The 15,355-nt window shown below is 61.6% G+C and carries 11 protein-coding genes and 1 pseudogene; 2 read left to right on the forward strand and 10 right to left on the reverse strand.

Annotation, left to right across the window (positions count from 1 at the left end; all coding sequences use genetic code 11):
- Window positions 1-175: 175 nt before the first annotated feature.
- The 4 genes and pseudogenes from HHL26_RS15260 to HHL26_RS15275 form a co-directional block, all read right to left on the reverse strand.
- Window positions 176-577 (reverse strand): annotated as a pseudogene (locus HHL26_RS15260) (adenylate kinase); the annotation flags it as partial.
- A 53-nt stretch (window positions 578-630) separates the two neighbouring features.
- Window positions 631-1,422, reverse strand: a complete 792-nt coding sequence (locus HHL26_RS15265) for a creatininase family protein (RefSeq protein WP_066559588.1) — start codon at window positions 1,420-1,422, stop codon at window positions 631-633.
- Between the two features lies 1 nt (window position 1,423).
- The gene (locus HHL26_RS15270; RefSeq protein ID WP_066559589.1) at window positions 1,424-2,176 is read right to left on the reverse strand and encodes an enoyl-CoA hydratase/isomerase family protein; all 753 of its coding nucleotides are present in this window, start codon (window positions 2,174-2,176) and stop codon (window positions 1,424-1,426) included.
- 128 nt (window positions 2,177-2,304) lie between these two features.
- Window positions 2,305-4,005: a long-chain-fatty-acid--CoA ligase gene (locus tag HHL26_RS15275; RefSeq protein WP_066561924.1), complete on the reverse strand. Its 1,701-nt coding sequence runs from the start codon at window positions 4,003-4,005 to the stop codon at window positions 2,305-2,307.
- A gap of 1,083 nt (window positions 4,006-5,088) precedes the next feature.
- On the opposite strand from HHL26_RS15275, the gene HHL26_RS15280 reads away from it, so the two are divergent.
- Entirely contained in the window at window positions 5,089-7,284 is a 2,196-nt protein-coding gene (locus HHL26_RS15280; RefSeq protein WP_066559593.1) for a TonB-dependent receptor, read from the forward strand.
- 136 nt (window positions 7,285-7,420) lie between these two features.
- On the opposite strand, the gene HHL26_RS15285 is transcribed toward HHL26_RS15280, so the two are convergent.
- A complete protein-coding gene (locus HHL26_RS15285) occupies window positions 7,421-9,073 on the reverse strand; it encodes an acyl-CoA synthetase (protein WP_066559595.1) in 1,653 nt (550 codons plus the stop codon).
- 258 nt (window positions 9,074-9,331) lie between these two features.
- Between HHL26_RS15285 and HHL26_RS15290 the strand changes: the two genes are divergently transcribed.
- Window positions 9,332-10,111 carry a glucose 1-dehydrogenase gene (locus HHL26_RS15290; RefSeq protein WP_066559597.1) on the forward strand — a complete coding sequence of 260 codons (780 nt, stop codon included), beginning with the start codon at window positions 9,332-9,334 and terminating at the stop codon, window positions 10,109-10,111.
- A gap of 46 nt (window positions 10,112-10,157) precedes the next feature.
- Here the strand turns inward: HHL26_RS15290 and HHL26_RS15295 are convergent, their stop codons facing one another.
- The 5 genes from HHL26_RS15295 to HHL26_RS15315 all read right to left on the reverse strand — a co-directional run bounded on the left by HHL26_RS15295 (window position 10,158) and on the right by HHL26_RS15315 (window position 15,166).
- Window positions 10,158-11,216, reverse strand: a complete 1,059-nt coding sequence (locus tag HHL26_RS15295) for a LacI family DNA-binding transcriptional regulator (RefSeq protein ID WP_066559599.1) — start codon at window positions 11,214-11,216, stop codon at window positions 10,158-10,160.
- A 37-nt stretch (window positions 11,217-11,253) separates the two neighbouring features.
- Window positions 11,254-12,219 carry an MBL fold metallo-hydrolase gene (locus tag HHL26_RS15300; RefSeq protein WP_197672724.1) on the reverse strand — a complete coding sequence of 322 codons (966 nt, stop codon included), beginning with the start codon at window positions 12,217-12,219 and terminating at the stop codon, window positions 11,254-11,256.
- 71 nt (window positions 12,220-12,290) lie between these two features.
- Window positions 12,291-13,208, reverse strand: coding sequence for a hydroxymethylglutaryl-CoA lyase (locus HHL26_RS15305; RefSeq protein WP_066559601.1), 918 nt, complete (start codon window positions 13,206-13,208; stop codon window positions 12,291-12,293).
- A gap of 15 nt (window positions 13,209-13,223) precedes the next feature.
- Window positions 13,224-14,015, reverse strand: a complete 792-nt coding sequence (locus HHL26_RS15310; protein WP_066559605.1) for an enoyl-CoA hydratase-related protein — start codon at window positions 14,013-14,015, stop codon at window positions 13,224-13,226.
- Complete coding sequence (locus HHL26_RS15315; RefSeq protein ID WP_066559609.1) at window positions 14,012-15,166, reverse strand: CoA transferase; 1,155 nt, start codon at window positions 15,164-15,166, stop codon at window positions 14,012-14,014. Before HHL26_RS15315 ends, HHL26_RS15310 begins: the two co-directional genes overlap by 4 nt.
- Window positions 15,167-15,355 lie beyond the last annotated feature (189 nt).

The raw sequence follows: 15,355 nt of genomic DNA on the forward strand, positions 1-15,355 counted from the left end.
GGTACCGGCAGAAGCTGCCGAAGATGCGGGGATCCAGACCGAATTACGGAATAATGTAGCTTGCAGCTGATGCTCGACGGTATCGAGTATGCACGACGGTTGGCGCTCGCTTTTTTGCCCGGTAACAGTGGGTGGCCGCGTCCTACCCAACGCAATCGGCAGTTCGGTTGAGCCCCTATTGGGCCGCGGCATCCAGAACCTTATCGATCGCCGCACCCACATCCGCGATCGCGGCCATGCCGTTGATCCTCCCTACAAGACCTTTGGCCTCGAAATGAGGCAGTATCGGCTGGGTCTTCGCGTGATATTCAGCCATGCGGGTGCGCGGTCCCCGCTTGAACATGTGGCCGCCGCAGACGTCGCATGTGCGCGCTGTTTTCGGCTGCTTATAACTGTCGTGATGGCCAGTTCCGCAAGCGGCGCATGTAAAGCGGCCGACGATCCGTTCGACCAGCCTGTCCTCATCCACCGCAAGCGCCAAGGAGTTCATCCAGGGCCACGACTTGAGCATGGGTATGCGGATAGCCTTCAAAGATCGTGCCTTCACCCTCCGGCATCGCATCCAGCACTCGCCGATGATGATCCAACCGGCAGCAGGAAGAGGGGCAGCCCGCGCGTTGCTAAGCGCGATCAACTGCTGCGGGCCTGGTAGGCGGCCTCCTGTTCGGCGAAGCCCTCAAGCAGAAGCGCAGCGATCCGCTCGATACAGCGCCGTCCGATCGAGACCGTCGAACCGTTGGGATCGCCCAAGATCCCGTTGGCGCTGACGGCGCGGAGCCCTTCCCGCCACATCAGCTCCAGGTCCGACTGGGACAGCAGCCCCAGCCTGCCTGCCTCATAGGCCTCCACGCGTACCCGTTCCGGATGGATATCGAGCATGACGGATGTTTCAGCGAGATCAGCATGGCCGCCGACCCTGATCGGCTCCCCGCCTGCCTCTGCGACCGCGTCGCGCCATGTCTCCAGCCAAGCACGAGAGTTGGTGTAGGCGATCACACGGCAAGGCTCCGGCACCGCCAATCGCAAGCGGGGGAGCATCGCCGCCAGTGGCGGACAGTTGCCCACATGGGCGGTAAAAATGAAGATGCGCTCAAAACCGTGCCTGGCAAGGCTGGTACAATAGTCTTGCACGATCATCTCGAACGTCTCGTCTCGGAGCGAGATCGTTCCCGGAAACACCATATGATGCGTTGAACAACCGACCCGGATCGTGGGCGCTACTAGCGTCTTTTCCAATCTTTGGGCGAGCAGGATGCCGAGATAGTCTGCATGGTCCGCATCTACGCTGAGCGGGAGATGCGCCCCGTGCTGCTCGACCGCGCCGCACGGCAAGATGATCGATCGAACGCCCGCATCAATCGCTTTTGCGATTTCGGCGGAGGTCAGGAGTTCAAGCCGAAGCGCATCATTCCCGCTGGTCATGTCACTTCGCCTTGCGCTGCAAGAACTGCTGGCGGGCGGCGGCGGCTTCGCCGCGGGAAATATAGTCGACGAGATCAGTGATCGTTCGTTCTTCCAGCGCTTCATCCGTCATGCGAGGGGCATCTCTGAGGGTCTTTTTGATGGCGGCGAACAGGTTCATATCCTTGCTGCGAAGCAGCTCAGCTTGCGCGACCGCCCGGTCCTGCAGCACATCGAAGGCGACCACCTCGTTGACCAGACCAATCGCCAGAGCTTTTTCAGCGGATACCAGTTGGCCGGTGTACAGCATCTGCTCGGCCGCACGGCGCCCGATGCGATTGACCGCCTGACGGATGCCCTTCGCAGCCGGCAGCAGACCATGATTGATTTCAGGAAAGCCGAACTGCGCCTTCTCGCTCGCCACGACATAGTCTGAGTGGAGGACCATCTCCATGCCCGCGCCGACGGCATATCCATTGACCGCGCTGACGATTGGCCGTCCGTAGTTCTCCTGTTCGATGAGGAACTGGTGGAAGGCGCGCATGCGGGGGACGGCGACTTCGGGATTGGCCGTAACCTCTCCGATATCGCCACCGGCACAGAAGAAGCGCGGCCCCGCACCCGTCAGGATGATGGCCGGGGCATCGGCGTCGTCACGGAGATGGACGAACCGGTCGACCAGCTGCTGAAACAGATCATGCGTCAATGCATTGGCGGGGGGCCGGTCTATCGTCAGCCGTTCGAGCGTCAGAGAGACGCGATCGATCCTCAGCATTCCATATCCTTTTCGTAGTCCAGAATTTAAGGGCGGATCCGCGACATTCCGGCCACCCAATCATCGTCACAGGGAACGGACCGCGCGAAATAATATACGCCGCATTCCCTCGGCAGGTTGAACCGCCCCTAGCTGACCGGGCTTGACGCCCGTTCACCCTGCACGCTGGACGCGCCGATCGCACTGTCCGAAGCGGCTGCACCATATTGGGCGCGAAGCCGCTTCTTGTCGATTTTGCCGACGCTGGTCTTGGGCAATGCATCAACGATCACAAAGCGGTCCAGCTTCGCATAGCGCGTGATGGCGCTCTTCGCGATGGCCTGTTCGATGGGGGCGTTGATTGCCGCCAGCGTAACCTCGGCCATGAAAGCAGGCACGATGACCGCGAGCGGACGCTCGCCCCAGTGATCATCCGGTACGGCGACTACCGCCACTTCAGCGACACCTTGGGCATTCGCCACGATCCCTTCCAAAAGAATGGAATCGATCCACTCGCCGCCGCTCTTGATGACATCCTTCAGACGGTCGCAAATTGTGATGTTTCCATGCGCATCGATCGAGGCCACGTCCTGCGTGTGAAGCCAACCGCCACGCCACAGCGCGGCGGATCCCGCTTCATCGCCGACATAGCAGGGCGTGAGCCAGGGCGCGCGAACAACAAGTTCTCCCCGCGTCCGGCCGTCATTGGGCAGCGTGTTCATGTTCTCATCGACGATCCGCGCGGAAACGAGCGGGATCGGCACCCCTGCCCTGGTCAGCAGACGCCCCTCGTCTGCGCTGCCGGCCTCGGTTCCGGGAAGCCGGCGGGTGATGGTCAGGATCGGTCCGCTCTCCGACATGCCATAAGCACAGACCAATTCCATACCGCGGCGGCGCCCTTCCTCAAACAGCGCGGGTGTCAGCGCGGATCCGCCAATCACCATCATCCAGCCCGAGAGGTCAGTGCCGGTTCGGTCCGCTGCCGAAATCAGCAACTGGAGGATGGTGGGGACGCCGTGCGAATAGGTCACGCCGTGCTCCGTCCGCAGCTTACAGATCAAGTCGGCGTCATATCGACCGGGATAAACCTGCTTCAGGCCCAGCATGATCGCAACATAGGGCATGCCCCAGGCGTGGACGTGAAACATCGGCGTGAGCGGCATATAGACATCGTCGATGCCGAAACCGCGATGGCGGGTGTCTCCGGAATGTCCGCATAGAGCAAGCGCATGCAGAACCAGTTGCCTGTGGCTGAAGCAAACGCCCTTCGGATTTCCCGTCGTGCCGGACGTGAAGAATGTAGTGGCGATGGCGTTCTCGTCGAAATCCTTGAACTCGAACGCAGGATCGGCGGCCTGGCTCAAGGCTTCATATTCGCCAACCGCCCAATCGGGCAGAGGATCGTCCGTCCCGTCCATGATCGCAATGATCGCCTTTAGCCCAGGCACGGCGCGCCGAATGTCTTCCACGAACGGGAAGAAGTCATGGTGGATAAGGATGACACCGGGGCTCGTGTGGACGAGCGTGTAGAGGATCTGCTCGATCGGAAGGCGCACGTTCACCGATTGCAAAACCGCACCCATCATGGGGACGGCAAAATAGGCCTCCAAATAGCGGTGGCTGTCCCAGTCCAGGACGGAGATCGTCATCCCTTCCTCCCCGCCAAGTGACGAGAGGACAGAAGCCAGCCTGCGGATGCGGTCGGCGAACTCACGATAGGTGAAGCGAGCCTGGTCGCGATATATGATCTCCTGATCGCCCGAGGTGATCAGTGCCCGGTCCAGCAAATGCTTGATTGTGAGAGGGTATCGGTAGGCTTCATCGGCTACTTCAGCAAAACGCAGGGGCATTTCCCTCTCCATTCGTTTATCCACTTGACCCTGCCGCCAGTTCCGATCGGATCGCGCTGATGATAACCATCCCGCGTTCGTAGCCGTCACCCTCCGACGGACCGACGTGAAACCTCCCGAAGATACGGAGCCAACAGCTGTCATCATCAAAGTAGCGCACATGCCACGGGCATTCGTTCCGAAGAACACCGCCCAGGGCCACTGCCCGAGCATTATCTAACGTGATTAGAGGGTTTGGCGGAAAGCAATGCCGCAAACCGCGTCCGCGCGTCGGCGTCTGCCGCTCATCGCTCGCTCCTGGTGCCCAGCGGATTTATCTCAAGATATTCGCGCGCGCGGAACCGGGGAGCTGGCTCCGTCCTCCTCGCATGGGAGCTGCGAAGCTCAGGTTTTGCGACTTTGGATCAGGCCGCGCGCGGCACACTAACACCCGCGCAGCCCCTTTCGGCGCGTGTTCGAGTCACCATTCACCTTAAAATCTGGGATCACTGACGCATTGATTCGCTGGAAACTTGTCCAAAGGAGGGACGGAGTGACAGGCGCTCAGTGACTTCAACTGGCCGATTCCGGCCTGTCAGGTTCAGAGAGGCAAAAGCGATAGCTGCCCTTCATTGGCACGCGTTTTGCCGAAAGTGGGCAACATAGCGCTACGCACGCAAGCAGATTTCCCGCCATCCCGACGGACAATCCCTTTAGTTCGCTTCCGCCGCCAGCGGTGGATCAGGCTCGGATGCATGTCCGCCGGTGCTCCCGCCCAGAAATAAACGTCATCCGATCCGTCGCGTCCTCGCTAACTCCAGTGCAAACCACGACGCTTGCACTCACGCTAACTCCGACGCCGGTCACATCAGAACAAGGCGGCACCTAGCGGCGGCATATGCCTCTAGAGACTCACACAAAGCAGCCGCTGTGTGTAGATGCCCCGCGTCCATCCACCACCATGATAGGGCTTTACACCATCAGCGCTCGCTGGCATTAGAAATGAAACGTTTCATTCTTAGCGGATAAAAAGATGGAGAACCGTAAGAAGAGATTGCTTCGACAAATCACCAATGCTCCAGCAACAAAAAGGGGAGAGGCATAATGACCATGGACGACCCGGCCGACCGGAATAATTGGTTCGCGCCGCCGCTAACCGAGCCACGTCACCGATACCAGCCGATCATCGCGTGCGCCTCCGCAGCCGCGCTTGCCGTCACGATGATGAGCGGGTCCACTCTGGCACAAACCTTGCCATCCGCTACCGGCGGAAGCGGTGTCCAGACGTCCGACGCACAGCTTGAGGAGATCGTCGTCACCGCACAGCACCGCAGCCAGCGGTTGCAGGACGTTCCTGTGGCGGTCACCTCCCTGTCCGCGACCGCTCTGGAACAGCAGGGCGTATCGGGCACATCCGACCTCGCCCAGGCGGTACCCAGCCTGATCTTCACCAGCCAACTCAGCGCGGCGAACCCCTATATTCGCGGCGTCGGTTCGCAATTGTTCGACCCGGTGTCGGAATCTCCCGTCGCGGTTTATGTCGACGACGTCTACATAGCCAATCCGCAGGGCAATGTCTTTTCACTGGCCGGAACAAGGCAGATCGACGTTCTCAACGGCCCGCAAGGGACATTGTTCGGCCGCAACGCGACCGGCGGCGTCATCCAGATCCAGACACTCGATCCCGAACAGACGATGCGGCTGGATCTGTCGGGCACCTATGGCAATTACGATATGACGGGCGCGTCAGCCTATCTGAGCGGCGGCCTCACCGATGGAGTCGCCGCGTCGATTTCGGTTCTCTACGAAAATCAGGCCAAGGGGTTCGGGCGCAACCTGCTGTCGGGCGACTATGTCAACCAGCAGGCGCGGCACAATATTTCGCTGCGCAGCAAGTGGCTGTTCGAACCGTCCGACAGCACCACCATCCGCCTGTCGGCCGACTATGCGCGGCTGGGCAACACTAACAGCTACCAGCGGCCACGCGGATCGGTTTCGCTGCTGCCTGACGCCATTCCGCCGATCGGCTATCCCGGCGAATATAACAGCAATGGTGGCCTGCCCAACTTCACCCGGCTGAAAACCGGCGGCGGATCGATGAAGATCGATCAGGACATCGGATCGCTGGCACTCACCAGCATCACCGCCTATCGCGAGTTGCGGAACAGCAATTCGCTCGACCAGGATCAAACCTCGGTCGTGGCACTCGACCTCACCTGGCGCACGAAGTTCCATAGTTTCTCGCAGGAAGTGCGCCTGCAAAACGCCTCGGCGGGCAAGTTCAACTGGATTCTTGGCGCCTTCTATTACAATGCGCTGGGCGCCTATGTGGATCTGCGCGCCGACGGCATGAGCTTCATCGATTATGAGCAGCAGCGCAGCGAATCCTTCGCCGTCTTCGGTCAGGCGACGCTGGAACTGTTCCGCAACCTCAATCTGACGGGCGGCATTCGCTACACGACCGACAAACAGACACTGAGCTTTCCGACCTTCGCCATAGCCGCCAGTCAGAATGTGAAGAAACTGACCTATCGCGTGGCGCTGGACTATCGCTTCTCGTCCGACATCATGGGCTATATTTCCTATAATACGGGCTTCAAGAGCGGCGGCTATAATCTGCTGGCGCCCGGCAACGCCTTCCAGCCGGAGGAACTGGACGCGCTGGAGTTCGGGCTGAAGACCGAATTGTTCGATCGCTCTGTCCGCCTGAACCTGGGCGCCTTTTTCTACTGGTATCATGACCAGCAGGTTTCGCTGCCCGACATTGGCGGCAATCTCATCAAGAATGCGGCTGGGTCACGGATCAAGGGGCTTGAGGCCAGCCTCGACTATCGCGCCAGCAGCCGGCTGAAGATCAGCGGCGGACTGTCGCTGATGGATGGCCATTATACCGACTATCCGGGCTTCCAGGCCTATGATCCCAACGGCCTGCCGCTTGGCCCGCCGGCCAATATGAAGGGGCGAACGACGGTGCAGACACCCGATTTCGTGGGGAATATTTCCGGCCAATACACCTTGCCGACGCAGGTCGGGGATTTTGCCGCCACTCTGGGCGTCCAGCATAATGGCGGCTTCTTCGCGACGCCCGACAACCGGCTGGAGCAGCCGTCCTACACGCTCGTCAACGCCAGCCTGTCGTGGCTGTCCAACGACAAGCGGATAGGGGTAAAATTGTGGGGCAAGAATCTGTTCGACGACACTTATTATGTGATCCAGTCGGCCAGCCCACAGCCGGTCGCCGATACCCAGATTCAGGCGCCGCCCCGGACGGTCGGGGTCACGCTGTCCTATCATCTTTAGGGCAGCGTGGACCCATCCAGCTGTAGAATGGCTGCATTGGGTGGAGAGCGGACCTTTCCAAATCCTCCCCATCGTTAGATGGGGAGGATTTTATTTCCGCAATGCTCCAACGTCAGACCTCCCAACTTCGCCTTGTTCAGAGCCTTTCGGCCGCTTCACGCAGGGAAAATTTCTGCACCTTCCCCGTCGACGTCTTGGGGATAGCGCAGACGATGAAATGTTTCGGTATCTTGTATCCGGCCAGATGCTGACGGCAAAAAACCTTCAGCGCATCGGCGTCCGTTTCGGCGCCTTCCCGCAATTCCAGGAAGGCACAGGGCACCTCGCCCCACCGCTCGTCCGGCTTTGCGACCACCGCCGCCAGGCTGACGGCCGGATGCCGGTGCAGCACCTCCTCCACTTCGAGCGAGGAGATATTTTCGCCTCCCGAAATGATCACATCTTTCGCCCTGTCGGTGATCCGGACATAGCCGTCGGGTTCGACCACCGCGAGATCGCCGGTGTGGAACCAGCCTCCGGAAAATGCCGCCTCGGTCGCGGCGCGATTCTTCAAATATCCGCTCATCATGATGTTGCCGCGGAACATGATTTCGCCGACGCTCCGCCCGTCGGCAGGAACCGGCTCCATGGTTTCGGGGTCGAGCACGCACATCGCCTCCTGCAACATGCTGGCGACGCCCTGGCGCGCGTTCAACCTTGCACGTCCTTCCAGCGGCAGTGCCCCCCATTCCTCCTGCTTCACGCAAATGGATGCGGGTCCGTAGACTTCTGTGAGGCCATAGACATGGGTGATTTCAAATCCTGCCCGCTCTGCCCCCTCAATCATCGTCGTTGGCGGAGCGGCGCCCGCAACCAGGCCGCTCACCGGATGATCGAGCCGTTTCCCTTGCCGTTCCGCCTCGTCGATCACCATCGAATAGACGATGGGCGCGCCGCACATATGAGTGACCCCATGCGCCTCGATCAGGTCGAGTATCAGCGGCGGATCGACTTTCCGCAGGCAGATGTTGACACCGGCATGGGCGGCGATCGCCCAAGGAAAGCACCAGCCGTTGCAATGGAACATCGGCAATGTCCAAAGATAGACCGGATGGGCGGCCATGCTCCAGCTGACGATCTGCGACAGGGAATTGAGATAGGCTCCGCGATGATGGGTGACGACGCCCTTGGGATCCCCGGTCGTGCCGGACGTATAGCTCAGCGAGATAGGATCGCACTCGTCGGCGGGCAGTGACCAGACAAAGCCGGCGTCGCCGCCGCGCAGGAAATCTTCATATTCGATCTCGCCGATCCGTTCGTTGCGGCCGTCGTAGAGCGGATCCTCTATGTCGATGACCAGCGGCCTTTCATGAACCAGTTCCAATGCGCGTGCGATGGTCCCGCTGAATTCGCGATCGGTCAGCACTATGCGCGCGCCGCCATGATTGAGCTGGAAGGCGATCGCTTCCGCGTCCAGGCGGGTGTTGAGCGTGTTGAGCACGGCTCCAGCCATGGGCACGGCGAAATGCGCCTCATACATTGCTGGGATGTTCGGCGCGATGATGGCCACCGTGTCGCCACGGCCGATCCCCTGCTTCTGAAGCGCGGAGGCGAAGCGGCGGCAGCGCGCATAGGTTTCCTCCCAGCTTTGGCGGAGGCTTCCATGGACGATGGCCGTGCGGCGGGGATGGACGGCGGCGGCCTTGGGCAGGAAGCTCAGCGGCGAGAGGGGGACATGGTTCGCCGCGCATGGCTGAAGACCGGAATGAAACGGAGAATTCGCTTCAGACGATTTGGGCGCGCTGGTCATGTTAGGCTCCTTTCCGCCAATATTGCATATATTTTGGGCCCCGCCCCAGAGGGCTTCCGCCGGCGCCGGACCACTTCATTGTCCGCCAGCGTGGCAATCGCCGCAACTATACAATGAAACGTTTCATTGCAACATCAAAGAAGGACTGATAGATAGTCCGCGGCAGGCGCGATGCCGCCTGTATTGCACACCGGGCGCGGCTCTGGCGCCAGTCCGCCCGGATCGCCTATAACCCGGACGCCAAGGAGGGATATTCCAATGTATCTTGAGAGATTTCGGCTCGATGGCCGCAAAGCGGTGGTGACGGGCGGCGGCCGGGGAATTGGCGCGGAAATCTCGCGGGCGCTGGCGGAAGCGGGGGCGGAAGTCGTGATCGTCGACATCGACGCCGAAACCGCGGAACGCAGCGCCTCGGCACTGAATGCGGCCGGTCTTGCCGCGCATCATCGCCAGGCGGACCTATCGGACGCGGATCGCGTCGAGGCGCTGGCCGAAGACATTGCCGGGGCCATCGGCGTCGTCGACATATTGGTGAACAATGCCGGCATCGTCCTCGTCTCCGACCCGCTCGAAACATCGGTGGAAGACTGGAAGCGCACGATGGAGGTCAACACCGACGCGGTCTATTATTGTTCGAAGGCATTTGGCCGCCGCATGAAGGACAAGGGCGCCGGGGCCATCGTCAACATCGGATCGCTCGCCGGATTCGTGGCGACGCGTCCGCAAAATCCGGTCGCCTATGCCACCAGCAAGGGCGCGGTCCATATGCTGACCAAATCGCTCGCCGTTGCGTTTGCGCCCCATGGGATACGCGTCAATGCGGTCGCGCCCAGCTACGTCGCGTCCGACATGATCGACCCGGAAAAGGCGAGCGGCGAATTCGCTGAATGGTACAGGATCTGGATGGACATGACCCCGATGGCACGCCTTGGCCAGCCCCATGAGATTGCGTCGGCTGTGCTTTTCCTCGCCAGCGAAGCGGCCAGCTTCTGCACCGGAGTGGTGCTTCCGGTCGACGGCGGATATGGGTCGATCTGACCTTTCCGCATACAGCCGCCGCCTGAACTGGCCGATCCCGACCAGTTCAGGCGCGGCGTTTTGCACCCTTGCTTATCGCCGGAGCCGGTGAAGGCGGGCCGATGGATGCCCTCTCGATGAACTGTGTCGGCACGATGACATGGCGCGCCTCGTCCCCGCCGCCCCGGATGCGGTCGAGCAGCAAATTGGCGGCGATCTTGCCGACATTCGCATAATCCCAGTCGATCATCGCGATCGGCGGCGAATACAGTTCCGCCAATTCCGAATCGCCCGCGCCGATCACCGAAAGATCGCGGGGAATCTCCAGCCCGCGTGCGCGAACGGCGCGCAACACGCCGGACAGCATGTCCATGCCCCCGGCCACGATCGCCGTCGGCGGCTCCGGCCGCTGCACCATCTCCGTCACCACGCCGAAAGCCGCATCGGACAGGAAGCTTTTGGCGCTGATCATGCCTTCGTCCGGTGCCAGCCCCAGCGCGGCAAAGGCGTCATGATAGCCCTGCACACGCTGGCTTGCCGGATAGAACCGCTGTTCGCCGGTGATAAGCGCGATGCGCCGATGGCCCAGCTCCAGCAGCCGCTTGACCGCGCGATACATCCCGTCGCGATGGTCGATCATGACCGAATCCAGCCAGGCAGCATCGTTACGGTCGAGTAGCACGATGGGCACTTTAAGTTCCGACAGAAAGTCCCGGAACTCGCCCGCGATGCGCGTATAGGGGGCGATGATGATGCCGTCGACCCGGCGCTGCGCAAGATTGACCAGAAGCGTACGCTCGCGCTCCTCCCGCCCCTCCGTATTGGAAATCAGCAGCGAAAAGCCCGCGCCGTGGAAAGTGTCGTGCGCAGCCCTGACAAAGTCCGTGAGCAGCGGAATCGTCAGGTCGCGCAGAATGCATCCGATAGTGTGGGTCGAACCGACGCGCATGCTCTGCGCGATGGCATTGGGCGCGTAGCCGAGCTGCTCAATCGCCTGGCGGACCTTTTCGCGGATGGCGGGCTTGACCGATGCGTGGTTGTTGACGACGCGGGAAGCGGTGCCCAGAGACACATTCGCCAGAATAGCGACATCCCGGATCGTCGGCCTGGAATCTCGTTTCGGCACCCTGTCATCGCCCCTTATTCCGCCGAACCGATCTGCCTCACATATCGAGAAGCTCCGGTTTCTGGACAAGCCTATATCCCGCCCCGTTCCGGGCAATATTGCCAAAGCCGGGGAAATGCAAATGGGCGCCCGCGACGGTCAGCCCCTCCGTCACGACCTTCTCGATAAGCTTGCGCCGCGACGCCCTGGCGTCTTCCGGGGTCCAGTCGAAAATGACCGTCACATCGGGAAAGGGAAGCTGCACCTCCTGCACATGCACGGTGTCGCCCCACACCAGAATGGCGCCGGGGCCGAAGCCGATCTGATAGGCGGTATGGCCGGGGGTATGGCCCGGACAGGGGACCGCCGCGATGCCGGGAAGTATCTCGCCCTCGGTGAAGGTGCGAACCCGGCCAGCATCTATATAGGGCTGCAACTGCCTGCGGCCCATTTCGAAATAGCGCACCCTCGCCCGCTCATCAGCGCGCGCCATCTCCCCATCGTCGAACCAGTGGGCGAGTTCCTTCTCATGCAGCAGAATGTCCGCATTGGGGAACATCCGCACGCCGGTCTGGAGATCGATGAGGCCGTTGCTGTGATCGGGATGAACATGAGTCAGCATGATCATTTCGACCTCGGCAGGATTCATACCGGCGGCCTTCATGCTTTCGAACAGGCGGCCGCAGGTCGGACCCATCGTATCGCCCGAGCCGGTATCGATCAGGTAGATTTTCCCTTCCACCCGGATCGCATAGGCATTGACCGACGCTCTGGGCGGGCCGTCCCGATGGCCCATTTTCAGGAGCAGCTGGATATTTTCATCCGGAATGTCGCGCAGAAACTTGAAACCGGGATCAAGATAGCCGTCGGTCAGCGGAATGACCGTCATATTGCCGGCCTGCCGGTCGAAGCAGACCTTCAACGGCTCCATGGGAACGGTTTCCGGAACGCCGGAATGGCCATCGACCTCCGGTCCCTTCATCTGAAGGCCGAAACCAGGCTTGGGGGCTTCTGTCGGGTTCATGTTACGCGCCTCCTCTTCCCTGCGCCGCAGCTTAGCATATTTTCCGCCGGCGGCCGCACCATCCTCCCCCATTATCCAGCCTGCCTCCTCGGCAGGCCCGCGACCCCCACTCCCCGTGCGAATTGTTCGCCCGGCAGCCATTTTTCGATATCCTGCCGCAGCGCCATCAGCGCCTCCAGGTCGACGCCGGTGCTGAGCCCCAGCCGTTCCAGCAGGAATATGGCGCCTTCCATATCGACATTGCCGGAAGCGGATGGCGCGAACGGGCATCCGCCAATGCCCGCCAGCGATGCGTCGAAGGAGCGGACACCGATATCGGCCGCCGCCAGAATATTGGCGAGACCCAGACCGCGCGTGTCGTGAAAATGGCAGGCCACTGGAAGCGGCGCCACTTCGTCCATCACCGCCTTCACCAGGCGCCTTACCTGCGCCGGGTCGCCATAGCCCACCGTATCGGCGACATTAATGCCATCCGCCCCCGCCTCAGCAAGCCGTGCCGCGATTTCCAGTACCCTCGCTTCGGGCACCTCGCCCTGAATGGTACAGCCGAACGCGGTGGCGATGCCCGATCCGATCCACGCTTTCTCGCCGGGCAGCGAATTGCGATAGGCGATGATCCGCCCGAATTCCTCGATCGACTCCTCAGCCGTGCGGCGGACATTGGCGCGGTTATGCGCATCGCTCGCCGACATCACGAAATAGAGCGACCTGATACCGGCATCGAGGGCAAGCTGGGCGCCCTTGAGATTGGGAACGAGGGCCGCCGGACGGCAACCTTCAATCTCCAGCGCTCCCCTCGCCACCTCGGCCGCATCCGCGAACTGAGGCGCTATCCTGGGCGAGACGAAGGAAGTGACTTCGATATCGGCAAGGCCGGCCGCGACCTCCCTCCGGCACCATTCCAGCTTCCGCTCGGTGGGAAGGATCGTCTTCGTCATCTGCAGGCCGTCCCGTGGGCCGACCTCGCGCACCTGCACAGTTTCGGTCATGCCGATGTCCTCAACTCAGAGCCCTCTGAAGACCGGGCGCCGCTTCTCGTTGAAAGCGAGCACGCCTTCGCGCCTGTCCTCGGTCGGAACGCACCGATTATACGCCTCTATCTCGAAGGCGAGCCCGTCCCAGATCGACATCTGACCTCCACGCGCGATCGACTGTTTCGCCTGACGCACCGCGATGGGGCCGTTGCCGGCGATCCGCCGCGCCGTCGCGACCGCCGCCTCCATCAGCTCGCCTGGCTCACAAATGCGATTGATGAACCCCCAGGCCAGGGCTTCCTCCGCAGAGAAGGGAAGCCCCGTAAGGATCACTTCCTTCGCCCGGCGGTCCCCGATTGCGCGCGGAAGAGTCTGCGTGCCGCCCGCGCCCGGTATGATACCCAGCGTCACCTCGGTAAGCGCAAAGCGCGCATGGCTGGCCGCGTAGATGAAATCTGCCGCCGCCGCGATCTCGCACCCGCCGGCATAGGCGGCGCCGTTCACCGCCGCGATGATCGGCACCGGACAGCCCAGCATGGCGCGTATGAGCCGCTCAAAGACGAGATGCTGGGCCTGCCATTGGGCGTCGGTCATCCCCTTGCGTTCCTTGAGGTCACCGCCCGCGCAGAATGCCTTCTCGCCGCGAGCGGTCAGGACGATGCAACGCGCCGCGTCAGGCTCCACCGAAAATTTCTCGAACAGCGCGACCAGTTCACGGCCCATTACCGTATTGGTGGCATTGGCCGCTTCGGGACGATCCAGCGTGACGACGAGCACACCGTCATCTGTTTCTTCCAGCGCAATCGCTTCGAAAATGCTCATCCTGCCGCCTCCTGCCGCCTGGCGTCCGACAGAATGGCATTATGCTGGCCAAGGGCGGGCGCCGGCATTGCCGAACGAGGGCGTGCGCCATCCAGGCTGATCGGAATGCCGGCCAGATCAAGTTCGTCCCCGTCGCATTTTTCCAGCATTTCCAGGGCCAGAGTCTGGGGATGAACGGCGACCTGATCCACGGTCAGCAAGGGTGCGTTCGGAACCCCCGCCTCGTCGAGCAAGCTCCCAAGCTCGTCCATGGTGTAGCGTTTCACCGCCTCGGCGATCACGGGTATCAGCAAGTCCCGGTTGACGACTCTCCCCGGATTGGTCGCAAAAATCGGATTTTGCGCCTCGGCCTTCAGGTCCAGGGCATGCATGAATTTGCGGAACAGATTGTCATTGCCCGCCGCGATCATGATCCAGCTGTCGGACGTCTCATAGGCCTGATAGGGCACGATTTCGGCCGTACCCGATCCATAGGGACGCCGCACCTCACCGGAGGCCGCAAAGCCGGCGAGCGGCACCGTCATCCAGGACAGCCCCGTTTCATAGAGTGATGTCGACACGCGATGCCCCTCCCCCGACTGGCGGCGATCGAGCAGGGCTGCCAGCGCCCCTATGACGGTCCACATGCCCGATCCCATATCGACGATCGACACCCCGACGCGCACGGGCGGACGATCATGTTCGCCCGTCACGCTCATGATGCCGGTGCTGGCCTGGACCAGCGGATCATAGCCCGGCTTGTTGCGCAACGGCCCGTTCGCGCCGAACGCACCGATATCGCACCAGATCAGCGACGGCTTTTCCTCGCGCAGCCGCTCATAGGTCAGCTCGAACCGTTCGAGGATACCGGGACGCAGATTCTGGATGACGACATCCGCCTCGGCCAGGATGAACGCCCTCAGCCGCTCTACGTCCTGCTCCTTCGTGAAGTCGGCCGCCACGCCCTCCTTGCCGCGATTGAGCGAATGGAAGGAACTGGAGGTATCGCCCCAGAAGGGCGGCCCCCAGCCGCGCGCATAGTCTCCGCCCTCGGGGTTTTCGACCTTGACGACCCGCGCGCCGAGATCAGCGAAAATTAGGCCCGCATAGGGCGCGGCAACGCTGTGGCCAAGCTCGACGACCACGATCCCTGCAAGAGGCTTGCTCGTCATGCCTGTACCCACGCACCGGAACGGCCGTGCACCCCGTCAAATCCAAATGGGATCGGCACAAAATAATGTGGCGCCTCGATCATGACTAATTTCCCAAATTATGTTTCTCGGTGAACCTGAATTGCGGCAAGAGACGGGCGCGTGGCGGCGAACGGACGCCTGCCGCATCAGGCACTGACCGCACCGGCT

The sequence above is a fragment of the Sphingobium sp. TB-6 genome, from assembly GCF_012927365.1.
Taxonomy (GTDB): domain Bacteria; phylum Pseudomonadota; class Alphaproteobacteria; order Sphingomonadales; family Sphingomonadaceae; genus Sphingobium.